General features: G+C 66.2%; 10 protein-coding genes. 2 read left to right on the forward strand and 8 right to left on the reverse strand.

All coding sequences use genetic code 11. The features are described 5' to 3' along the window. The first annotated feature begins 165 nt into the window (after positions 1-165). Entirely contained in the window at positions 166-1,554 is a 1,389-nt protein-coding gene (hemN, locus tag B0684_RS08140) for an oxygen-independent coproporphyrinogen III oxidase (protein ID WP_018650069.1), read from the forward strand. Positions 1,555-1,855: 301 nt separating this feature from the next. Then, complete coding sequence (locus tag B0684_RS08150; RefSeq protein WP_018145559.1) at positions 1,856-2,053, forward strand: DUF2283 domain-containing protein; 198 nt, start codon at positions 1,856-1,858, stop codon at positions 2,051-2,053. Between the two features lie 48 nt (positions 2,054-2,101). On the opposite strand, the gene hpnC is transcribed toward B0684_RS08150, so the two are convergent. The 8 genes from hpnC to B0684_RS08190 form a co-directional block, all read right to left on the reverse strand. Continuing rightward, positions 2,102-2,965 (reverse strand): squalene synthase HpnC, encoded by an 864-nt coding sequence (gene hpnC, locus B0684_RS08155; protein WP_018176716.1) that lies wholly within the window; start codon positions 2,963-2,965, stop codon positions 2,102-2,104. 49 nt (positions 2,966-3,014) lie between these two features. Further along, entirely contained in the window at positions 3,015-3,704 is a 690-nt protein-coding gene (locus B0684_RS08160) for an HAD hydrolase-like protein (protein WP_018650070.1), read from the reverse strand. Then, positions 3,701-4,447, reverse strand: coding sequence for a bifunctional 2-polyprenyl-6-hydroxyphenol methylase/3-demethylubiquinol 3-O-methyltransferase UbiG (ubiG, locus tag B0684_RS08165; RefSeq protein ID WP_018145562.1), 747 nt, complete (start codon positions 4,445-4,447; stop codon positions 3,701-3,703). Before ubiG ends, B0684_RS08160 begins: the two co-directional genes overlap by 4 nt. 22 nt (positions 4,448-4,469) lie before the next feature. Then, positions 4,470-5,804, reverse strand: coding sequence for a TRZ/ATZ family hydrolase (locus tag B0684_RS08170; protein ID WP_018169877.1), 1,335 nt, complete (start codon positions 5,802-5,804; stop codon positions 4,470-4,472). Positions 5,805-5,886: 82 nt separating this feature from the next. After that, positions 5,887-6,279, reverse strand: coding sequence for a DoxX family protein (locus B0684_RS08175; protein ID WP_018169876.1), 393 nt, complete (start codon positions 6,277-6,279; stop codon positions 5,887-5,889). Positions 6,280-6,410: 131 nt separating this feature from the next. Further along, complete coding sequence (wrbA, locus tag B0684_RS08180; RefSeq protein ID WP_018169875.1) at positions 6,411-7,031, reverse strand: NAD(P)H:quinone oxidoreductase; 621 nt, start codon at positions 7,029-7,031, stop codon at positions 6,411-6,413. A gap of 108 nt (positions 7,032-7,139) precedes the next feature. Further along, positions 7,140-9,932: a bifunctional diguanylate cyclase/phosphodiesterase gene (locus tag B0684_RS08185; RefSeq protein ID WP_018650071.1), complete on the reverse strand. Its 2,793-nt coding sequence runs from the start codon at positions 9,930-9,932 to the stop codon at positions 7,140-7,142. A 321-nt stretch (positions 9,933-10,253) separates the two neighbouring features. Then, the coding region (locus B0684_RS08190) for a PhnD/SsuA/transferrin family substrate-binding protein (protein WP_143592452.1) at positions 10,254-10,697 on the reverse strand (444 nt) is incomplete at its 5' end.

Genomic DNA, 10,697 nt, shown 5'->3' on the forward strand with positions numbered 1-10,697 from the left:
GTGGCGGGTGTCGAACAGGGAGGAGAAGGCTAGCACAGGCAGCACAGGGGGCGGGAGAGGGCGCCGAAGGCGGATTGTTGACCTGTATCAAGCTCGGGCCTGGCGTGCGGCCGTAGTCTGCAGAACCAAGGTCGCGAGTGCGCGGCGACGGCTGTGGAGCTCCCAATGGAACAACGCCTGGTGTTTGATCCCGAAATCCTGCGCCGCTACGACGTGAGTGGGCCGCGGTACACGTCGTATCCCACCGCGCCACAGTTTCACGAGGGCTTCGACGACCGCGCCTATGCCGAGGCGGCGCAGGCGACCAACGGGGCCGATCCGGCGCGCCCCCTGTCGCTGTACGTGCATGTCCCGTTCTGCGACACGGTGTGCTTCTACTGCGCCTGCAACAAGGTCATCACCGGAAATTACCAGCGCGCCCAGCGCTACCTGCAGTATCTGGAGCGCGAGGCCGAATTGCAGGGCGAGCTGTTCGATCGGGAACGCACTGTCGGGCAGCTGCACTTCGGGGGCGGCACGCCGACCTATCTTGGCGATGACGATCTGCGCCGGGTGATGGCGACGCTGGCGAGGCACTTCCGCCTGGACGAAAGCGATGCCCGCGAGTTCTCCATCGAGATTGATCCGCGCGCGGTGCGGCCCGGGACCATCCCGCTGCTGGGCGAGCTGGGTTTTAACCGGATCAGCCTCGGGGTGCAGGATTTCGACCCGAACGTGCAGCGGGCGGTGAACCGCATCCAGCCGTTCGAGGTGACCGCGCAGGCGGTGGAGAAGGCGCGGGCCAACGGCTTCGAATCTACCAACCTGGACCTGATCTACGGCCTTCCCTTGCAGACGGTGGAGACCTATACCGCAACCCTGGAACGCGCGCTGGAGCTGCGCCCGGAGCGCCTGGCGATCTACAACTACGCGCACCTGCCGCAGATGTTCAAGACTCAGCGCCAGATCCGCGAGGCCGACCTGCCGGACGCCGCGGAGAAGCTGGCGATCCTCGAGACCACCATCGCTCGCCTGACCGATGCCGGCTATGTATACATCGGCATGGACCACTTTGCCCTGCCGGACGACGAACTGGCCACGGCCCAGCGCGCCGGGACGCTGCAGCGCAATTTCCAGGGCTACTCCACACGGGCGGAGTACGACCTGGTGGCACTGGGGCCGACGGCTATCGGCAAGGTGGGCGCCACCTACAGCCAGAACCTGCGCGAACTGGATGCCTATTACGCGCGGCTGGATGCCGGGCGCCTGCCGGTCTTTCGCGGACTCGAACTGAGTGCCGACGATCGGCTGCGCCGGGACGTGATTACCGAACTCATGTGCCACTCGCGCATCGATTTCGCCGCGATCGAGGCGCGCCACGGGATCGTGTTCGGCGAGGTCCTTGGGGATGCACTGGAGCGGCTGCAGGGCATGGAGGCCGATGGACTGGTACGGATCGGCGCGGGGCGCCTGGAAATCCTGCCGCGCGGGCGGTTGCTGCTGCGCAACGTCGCCATGGCCTTCGACGCCTACCTGAAGACGGAGAGCGCGCAGCGCTACAGCAAGGTAGTGTGAGCGGCTTGACGGCGATCCGTTCTCGGCGGAAGCTTTGAACAATAGCAACCGGTAACAGGGACGTTCCGGTGAAGACGACACGTTACTTCGAGACTGTACGCGAGAGGCCGGATCGGCGAATGATCCGGGATCACTGGATCAGTAGTGCAATCGACCAACCGTTGTGCGAAGAAGTCCAAGGCGATGGGCGTATCCGCAGATGGGCTCGTGTCGAGGAGGCTGAAGGACGCTACCTTCGCGTTGTTCTGCTGCCGGATGGAGAAACCGTTCACAACGCCTTTTTCGATCGAGGGTTCCAGCCATGAAACTCCAGTACTTCGGGGATACGGATACGCTTTATATCGAATTCCGAGGCGATAGCGTGGCCGAAACCCGCTCGCTTGACGAGAACACTACCCTGGATGTCGATGCCAGTGGTGGTGTTTGCGCCATTACCTTTGAGCACGCTAGCGAACGAACTGACCTCCAGCACCTTACGGTCGAGGGCATTGCCGCTTGATGCCTTTTAAGCTCTCAGCTTAACCAGGGGTTCTCGGCGGCTCGATCCCTACGGTCTTCGGCGGCGCGGCCGAAGGCTGTGGCTCAGGATGATCCAGGCGTCGCGGGTACGCAGGCGCGGGCGGGCAAAGACGTCGTCCTGCTGGCGCAGCCGCCATAGGATGCGCGCCCCGCCGTTGATGATCGCCCGGATCTCCAGCCCCATGCGCCCGCGCAGCAGGCCGCCCAGCGGCGCCCCGGCGCGCAGCAGCCGGTCGGCGCGGGCGTATTGAAACTGCATCAGGTTGCGTAGCTGGAAGGTGGTCTGCCCGGTGGCCAGCATCGCTTCGGTCACGCCGTACTGGTCCATCTCTTCCTGCGGCAGGTAGATGCGGTTGTTCTCCTGCAGGTCCTGCTGCAGGTCCTGGTAGAAGTTGATCAGCTGCAGCGCCGAGCAGATGGCGTCCGAGTACCCCAGCATCTCGTCGGTCGGGTTGCCGTTCAGGTGCAGCATCAGCCGGCCAACCGGGTTGGCCGAGCGGCGGCAGTAGTCCATGACCTCGCCGAAGGTCGCATAGCGGGTCTGTTCCAGATCCTGCAGGAAGGCGTCGATCAGGTCGGAGAACGGCGCGGCCGGGAGGTCGAAGCGGGCGCGGGCGTCGGCAAGGGCAATCCATTCGGGTTCGTGTTCGGCGGCGGGGTCTTCCAGGATCTGCACCCGTTCCTGCATCGTCAGCAGCGCCTGGCGCCGCTCGGCGACCGGACGCGGGTCCTCGTCGGCCAGGTCGTCGGCATCGCGTGCGAAGCAGTAGATCGCCGCCACGGGGCCGCGCAGGCGACTGGGCAGCAGCCAGGAGGCCACGGGGAAGTTCTCGTAATGCGCCTTGGCACGCTGGCGACAGTGGCGGTAGGCCGAACGGATACGGGGCGACATGGGTGCTCAGGCCCTGTTTCCGGCGTGCGGGGCGCCGGGGTGGGCGGATTCAGCGCGCAAGCCCGGGCTCCGTGGCGGCTCCGTCGGCGTACCAGGCCCAGAAGTCGTTCGGCTGTTCCAGGGCGGCATCGGCGCCCCATTGATCCGGACGCTGGTTGGCGTCGATGTAGCCCCAGTTGGCGATCAGGGTGGGCATGCCGGCGGCCCGTCCGGCCGCGATGTCGCGTTCTGCATCGCCCCAGTAGCAGTGGCGTTCCGGCGGCAGGCCAGTCTGCCGGGCGGCCAGCCACATGGGTTCCGGGGCGGGTTTGCGCTGGGGCAGGGTATCGCCGCTGACGACGGCTGCCATGCGCGCATGCAGCCCGAGGGCCTCCAGCAGTGGATCGGTCAGCCAGCCCGGCTTGTTGGTCACCACGCCGACGGACCAGCCGCGGGCCTCGCAGGCGTCCAGCAGCTCTGCGAGTCTGGGAAACAGGGCGGTGGTCCGGCACAGGTCGCGGGCGTAGATCTCCAGGTAGCGCTTCTTGAGATGCTCCGCGAAGGCGGGATCGGCGTCCGGGAAGGCGAGATCCACCAGGGCCCGGGACCCGTGGGAGACAAAGTTACGCACGACCTCGAACGCCAGCGGCGCACGGTCGTGTTCGGCCATCAGGGTGACCAGGGCCGCATGCATGTCGGGAGCGGTGTCCAGCAGGGTCCCGTCGAGGTCGAACAGGACCGATCCGAGTTCGTGGGTCATTCGTCGGGGCCGGCTTCGTCGCGGCGGGCGGCCATCAGGTAGTTCACGTCGGTGCGGGCGACCAGGCGATAACGCCCGCTCAGGGGCGAATAGGTCAGGCCGGTCATCGCGGTGACCTCGAACCCGTGGCGGCGCAGGGCGGTGCCCAGTTCGGAGGGACGGATGAAGCGGCCGTACTCATGGGTGCCGGTGGGCAGCATGTGCAACACGTATTCGGCCCCCACGATGGCCTCGGCAAAGGCGCGCGGAGTTCGGTTGATGGTGGACAGGAACAGCCAGCCGCCGGGGCGCACGAGCTTTGCAAGGGCGTCGATGACGGCATCCGGATCGGGCACGTGTTCCAGCATCTCCAGGCAGGTCACCACGTCGTAGTCGCCGGCGTGACGTTCGGCGTGCGCCTCGGCGGTGGTGTGCAGGTAGTGGATCTCAAGCCCTGCCTCCACCGCATGTTCGCGCGCCACCTCCAGGTGTTCGGCGCCGGCGTCCAGCGCGGTGACCTGAGCGCCGCGAACCGCCATTGCCTCGGAGAGGATGCCGGCGCCGCAGCCTACATCCAGCACCTTCTTGCCGGCGAGATCGGCCTGGCCGTCGATCCATTCGAGGCGCAACGGGTTGATCGCGTGCAACGTGGCGAAGGGGCCCTTCGGGTCCCACCATTCGTGGGCCCGATGGGTGAATTTGTGGATCTCGGCGCTATCGACGTTTGCGTGCGCAGAAGTTTGGGAGAGGGGTTCGGGGCTCATGGCGTCTGTCTCGCTCAGGCAGTCAGGCAGTGGGCTGCTGGGTTTCCAGCACCCGGATGCGCCAGTACTCGGCTTCGGCGTGGAGATCCTGCGAGTTCAGCGTAAGCAGTTCGCGGTCGCGTAGCAACGGCCGTCCGGCCACGTAGACATCGCGCACGGCATCGCGGGTGGCGGCGTAAACGATCTGTGCACTGGGGTCGTGCGCCGGTTGCAGTTCCAGCGCCTGCAGGTCTACTGCGACCACATCGGCCTGCTTGCCGGGCTCCAGGGAGCCGATCCGATCCGCGAGTCCCAGGGCTTTGGCACTCCCCAGCGTCGCCATTTCCAGCGCGGCGGTGGCGGGCAGGGCGGCGGCATCGCCACTGACGCCCTTGGCCAGCAGTGCAGCGGTCCGCATCTCGCCGATCATGTCGAGATCGTTGTTGGAGGCGGTGCCGTCGGTCCCGAGGGCGATGTTGATGCCGGCGGCCTGTAACCGCGTGACCGGGCAGAAGCCGGAGGCGAGTTTCAGATTGGATTCCGGGCAGTGGGCGATGGAGATCGGGCGTTCGCGCAGCAGATCCAGATCGGTATCGTCGACCTGGGTCATGTGCACCGCGATGAAGGGCTGGTCCAGCATGCCAAGGCGTGCGAGGCGGGCCAATGGTCGTTCGCCCTGGTCGCGCAGGGCGTCGGCGACCTCGCTGGCCGTCTCGTGAACATGCATGTGGATGGGCACGTTCAGTTCGCGGGCACGGGCCGCCACGCGCTCCAGGCTTGTATCCCCCACGGTGTATGGCGCGTGCGGGGCGACATTGAAGGCGATGCGGTCATGGTGCCCCCAGTTCGCGACGACGTCCGCGCCGCGCTGGAAGTATTCGTCTGCCGTGCTTGCCCAGGGCGTGGGGAAGTCGAACACGGTGAGGCCCAGCGAGGCGCGGATGCCGGTCTCGTCGACCACCCGGGCCGCATCGTCCACAAACAGGTACATGTCACTGAAGCACGTCGTGCCCCCGCGCAGCATCTCGGCTATGGAGAGGCGGGTGCCTGCGCGTACGAATTCGGGGGAGAGCAGCTTGCCCTCGGCGGGCCAGATATAGCGCTTGAGCCAATCCATCAATGTGTGGTCGCTGCCGATGCCGCGCAGGAGGCTCATGCCGGAATGCGTATGGGCGTTCACCAGGCCCGGGATCAGGACCTGTCCGGGGTGGTCCCGGTACTCGGCGTCGGGATGGTTTGCGCGAGCGGTGGCTTGCGGCTCGATGGCTTCGATCACGCCGTTACGAATCACCAGGGCGTGATCCCGCAGGATGGTGTCGCGGGGAATGACCGGGAGGATCTGCGGGGCGCCGAGGATCAGCGTCTGGGCGTTGTGCATGGCGGTATGTCTGCGCGGGGGCCAGGGTCGCGCATGGTACCCGAAAGGGGCGGCATTGCGCCGCCCCGGGAAACGGCCGGGACTACCAGCGATTAATCGCCAGGCGGCCCGGACCGGTCAGTGCCAGGGCGATGGCCGTGAACAGGAACATGCCCTGCAGCTCGAGGGCCCAGCCGCCGGTGCCGGTGAGCAGGAAGACCTCGTGGGTGTGGGCGAGCGCGATGGCGAAGAGCATGTTGATGGCGATAATCACCGCGCCGATGCGCGAATACAGGCCGATGATGACGAGGATCGGGGCGAGGATCTCGCCGATGTAGACGCCATAGGCGAGGATCGCCGGGAGTCCGGCGTTGGTAACCATGCCTTCGATGCCGCTGATCCCGCCAGTCAGCTTGGCGATGCCGTGCAGCAGGATCATGATCCCGAGGGCCAGGCGGAGTACGAGCTTGCCACTGTCGTCTAGCGTGTTGTCCATTGCCATCCTCTCCTTGTCGTGCTGCGGATCGATGTCCCCAGAAGCTACGGTCGGGCCTGTGCCCGACCGGGTTTGTCCCCGGGCAACATCCGGCCAGGGCATGCGCCCCTTTGGGATGTACCTGTGGCGGGTCAGCCGGCGTCGCGCCCCAGACGCTGGGCCCGGGCGACCTCGGCGACGTGACGCCCCTGCGAGGCGGCCATGCCCAGTTCGTTCTCGCTCGGCTGGCGCGAGCCGTCGCCGTCGGCCAGCGTGGTCGCCCCGTAGGGGGTGCCGCCGCAGACCTCGCTGACATCGAGCAGGCGCTTCTCGGTGTAGGGTAGACCAACCACGGTCATACCGTAGTGCAGCAGGTTCACGATGGTCGAGATCAGGGTGGTCTCCTGGCCGCCGTGCTGCGAGGCGGTGGAACTGAACACGCTCCCGACCTTGCCGACCAGCTTGTCGCCGAACCACAGGGCACCGGTTTGATCGAGGAAGTTGGCCATCTGCGCGGCCATCCGGCCGAAGCGGGTAGGGGTGCCGATGATGATCGCGTCGTAGTCCGCCAGTTCTTCGGGCTTGGCGATGGGGGCGGCCTGGTCGAGCTTGGCGCCGGCATTGCGAGCCACGTCGTCCGGCATCAGCTCGGGGACGCGCTTGATCGTGACTTCGGTCTCCGGGACCTCACGGGCGCCGCGGGCCACAGCTTCGGCCATCTGCTCGATGTGGCCCCAGGTGGAGTAGTACAGGATCAGGATCTTGGTGCTCATGGCGAGTCGCCTCTGGTTGGCTAGGTTGCAATACCCGCCACCTTAGATCCGATTTATACGAATGAAAATGGCGAAAAACGGCTCAAACGATTCGGATAATACGAATGGTTAGGGGTGGGTTGCGGCGTTTCCGTTGCCGCTCTGGCGCAGCACCAGGGCCTCAAGTTCTGCCAGCGTGTCGGGATGGCCGTACAGGTAGCCTTGAAAGTGGCGGCAGCCGAGGCCGAACAGGAAGGCCCGCTGCTGGTCGTTCTCGACACCTTCGGCGATGACGTCCAGGTCGAGAGTGTGAGCCAGGTTGACCACCATCTGGGCGATCGCGGCATCGTTGGGATCGTCCAGGACGTCGCGGACGAAGGACTGATCGATCTTCAGCTGAGCGAGGGGCAGTCGCTTGAGGTAGGCGAGAGAGGAGTAGCCGGTCCCGAAGTCGTCCAGGGAGAACTCGATGCCGAAGCTCCGCAATTCCTCGATGTGGGCAATGACGGTCTCCACGTTTTCGAGCAGCATGCTCTCGGTCAGCTCCAGCTTCAGGCGGTGCCCCGGGGCGCCGGTAGCCTCGAGCGTCTCGGCCAGATCGCGCACGAAGTACTTGTGCCGGAATTGGCGCGCGCTGACGTTGACCGACAGGGTGAGGTCCCGAAAGGCGGGCTGGTGTTTCCAGGCGGCCAGCTGCTCACAGGCCGCGCGCAGCACCTTGCGGCCAATCGGGACGATCAGACCGGTCTGTTCAGCCACGGGGATGAACTCGGCGGGCGAGATCATCCCGCGGCTGGCGTGCTTCCAGCGCAGCAGGATCTCGGCCCCGATGACCGCGCCCGACGTGTTCACCTGTGGCTGGTAGTGCACGCTGAAGGCGTCCTGATCCAGGGCGTGGCGAAGCTCGCTCTCCAGCTCGAATCGGGCCTCGACGGCGCGGTGCAGCTCGGGGTCGTAGAAGCGCACAGTGTTGCGCCCGGCGTTCTTGGCCCGGTACATGGCGAGGTCCGCCTGCTTGAGGATCTCCTCCACGCTCAGACTGCGGCCGCTGAACAGTGTGGCGCCGATACTGGGCGTTACGTGCCGCCTCTGTCCCGCCAGCTTGAATGGATCGCGCAGAATCTCGATGAGCTTGCGACCCACGGCCTCGGCCTGGGTCGCCGCGCGTGCCGGGTCCGGGTGGAGATCATTGAGGATGATGACAAACTCGTCGCCCCCGAGGCGGGCGAGGGTGTCCGCCTCGCGCACGGAGTTCAGCATGCGCTCGGCGACCTGGCGTAGCAGGTCGTCGCCGACTGCATGGCCGAGGGTGTCGTTGATGTCCTTGAAGTTGTCGAGATCGATGAACAGCAACGCGCCATGCAGTCGGGTGCGTTCGGTATTGGCGAGACTCTGACCCAGCCGGTCGTGCAGCAGGGTGCGATTGGGCAGTTGGGTCAGCCCGTCGAAGAAGGCGAGACGCCGGATCTCGTCCTCGGCCTGCTTGCGATCGGAGATGTCGGTCATCGTGCCGAAGGTCGCCATCACCTGGTCGTGGTCATCGAAGCGGGCACTGGCGTAGATGCTGACCCAGCGGATGTCACCGTCGCGGGTGCGCAGACGGATCTCCTCGGATTGGGAATGGGAGCCGCCCTCGAGGAGGGTGGCACAGAAGCTATGGGCGTCGTCGTGGTCCTCGGGGGCTACAAAGTCGCACAGCGGGCGGCCGAGAGTCTCTTCCACGCTGAACCCCGTCAGGGCCTCCCAGGCTGGATTCAGCAGGGTCCAGTGGCCTTCGGCATCGGTACGGAAGATGACCTCGGAGATGTGGTCCACCACGTCGCGGTAGCGGTTCTCGCTTTCCGCCAGAGCATCGGTGGTGCGTCGGTGGGTGGTGATATCCAGGGTCAGGCCGCGCAGGCTCTCCCGGCCGTCCGCGTCACGGGCCCAGGAGAGAATGTCTCGCAGCCAGATCCACTGGCCGTCGCGATGGGCGAAGCGGTAGTCCACCGTGCGCGGGCTGGTCCGGCTCTCGCGGGCGGCGTTCTGCACGCGCGGCAGGTCGGCAGGGTGGATATGCCGGGCGCGCAGCTCGCCCCGGCCCAGGTTGTGGGCCGGGAAGCCCAGCAGACGGCGGGTGTCGCCGGACACGAACTCCCATTCGTGGGTGCGCGGGTCAGCCTCCCACAAGATCGCATTGGCACCGCCGAGCATGGACTCCAGGCGTGCGACCGAGCGGTTCAGTTGCTGGTTCTGTTGTTCCAGGGTGGTCTGGGTGGACCCCAGATGGGCGGCGACATCGTTGAAGGTGCGCGCGAGGTCGCCGAACTCGTCGTGCGACCGCACCGGGATGCGATGGTCCAGACGGCCGCCCTGTAGCGCCTTGCCGCCCTGGTTCAACAGGCGCAGGCGGCGAGTAATAACCAGGCTGAAGACCACCGCGGCCAGCATGGACAACACGAGCACGCCCAGTGCCAGCAGGACGTTGCGCTGCAGGAGGGTGGCGGACAGGGCGTCGATCGCATCGGTGGAATAGCCCACCGCCAGGGTCCCGAGCGGTTGCCCGGCCAGCTCAATGTCGCGCAGGATCTCGATCTGCCCGGGCGTGGTGCGCGTGCCGTCTGCGCGTTCCGGGATGGTGTCGGGAGAGATGCCCACCGACGCCATCGGCTGGTCCTGGGCATCGAGTACCACGGCATAGAGGACATTGGAGTCGTCCGCGACGAGTTCGAGCAGGTCCTGCAGCATCGCCGGATCCGCGTAGGCCAGGCCGGGGGTCAGGGCGCTGGAGAGCAGGCGGCCCTGCTGTTCGGCAAAGCGTTCCAGCATCTGCGACTGGTTCTGCTGCACCTGGGAGATGCCGCTGATCATCAGCGCTGCCACCATCGCGACCTGGATCGCGACGGTGCCGATAATGATCTGCCAGGCGAAATTCAGGCGCATATGGGGGGCGCCGACGCCTGTGGGGCGATGCCGGCAGGGGTGGGGCCAGAGCTGGTTGGAGCCGGGCCGGGAAGGGGCATCGACGGAATCCGGGTTGCGTGCGCGCCAGAGTCACCGCGTGGTGCGGCCATGGATTTATCGCGCCCATTTTAACGGTACTGGACGAAGGATGCCCGTCCCGCTTTGAAATGTGGGGAAGGCCACGGGGGGCGGCGGTGGCGATCGTTGGGGTGGGTGGATGGCGAGGTAGCGGGGGAGAAGCCGAAAGCCCAGGTGCGGTCCGCGCCCGCGCGTGGGCGTGATGGATGCGGCGGGCTGAACTTACGGGGTCGGGTTCCCGGCCGGGATGGGGGCCCGGAGATCGAATTTGGCTTCCAACTCATCCAGCGCACCCTGGAAGGCCGCGTACTCGCCGGCATGCGCCTCGATGAATCCGCGGTGTCCGATATGCCTCAGGAGTGTTGTGCCGGACGGGCTCTGCTGCAGCGTGATCAGGCGATGGTGCAACCGCGGGATGTCGCGATCCAGACGTTCGTGTACCAGAAGGGTAAGCCCCGGGAACCGTTCGGATTGGGCGAGGATACGCACCAGGCTTCCGTCGCCCAGCGACATGTGGCGTTGGCGGGTGCCTTCGATATCCGGTCGTACCGGCAATACGTTGCCTTCGATGATCATGACGAGGGCATCGGCGATTCCGCGTTGGAATGCGGCCACTGCCGCGTTGTTGTGGTGATAGTGCAGGTAGCGGGGCGGGCCGGGTGGGTC

The organism is Thioalkalivibrio versutus, from assembly GCF_001999325.1.
Taxonomy (GTDB): domain Bacteria; phylum Pseudomonadota; class Gammaproteobacteria; order Ectothiorhodospirales; family Ectothiorhodospiraceae; genus Thioalkalivibrio; species Thioalkalivibrio versutus.

What these genes read in the sequence shown, in the direction of transcription:
- hemN (WP_018650069.1), top strand. Translation starts at nt 166, where the DNA reads ATGGAACAACGCCTGGTGTTTGATCCCGAAATCCTGCGCCGCTACGAC.
- B0684_RS08150 (WP_018145559.1), top strand. Translation starts at nt 1,856, where the DNA reads ATGAAACTCCAGTACTTCGGGGATACGGATACGCTTTATATCGAATTC.
- hpnC (WP_018176716.1), bottom strand. Translation starts at nt 2,965, where the DNA reads ATGTCGCCCCGTATCCGTTCGGCCTACCGCCACTGTCGCCAGCGTGCC.
- B0684_RS08160 (WP_018650070.1), bottom strand. Translation starts at nt 3,704, where the DNA reads ATGACCCACGAACTCGGATCGGTCCTGTTCGACCTCGACGGGACCCTG.
- ubiG (WP_018145562.1), bottom strand. Translation starts at nt 4,447, where the DNA reads ATGAGCCCCGAACCCCTCTCCCAAACTTCTGCGCACGCAAACGTCGAT.
- B0684_RS08170 (WP_018169877.1), bottom strand. Translation starts at nt 5,804, where the DNA reads ATGCACAACGCCCAGACGCTGATCCTCGGCGCCCCGCAGATCCTCCCG.
- B0684_RS08175 (WP_018169876.1), bottom strand. Translation starts at nt 6,279, where the DNA reads ATGGACAACACGCTAGACGACAGTGGCAAGCTCGTACTCCGCCTGGCC.
- wrbA (WP_018169875.1), bottom strand. Translation starts at nt 7,031, where the DNA reads ATGAGCACCAAGATCCTGATCCTGTACTACTCCACCTGGGGCCACATC.
- B0684_RS08185 (WP_018650071.1), bottom strand. Translation starts at nt 9,932, where the DNA reads ATGCGCCTGAATTTCGCCTGGCAGATCATTATCGGCACCGTCGCGATC.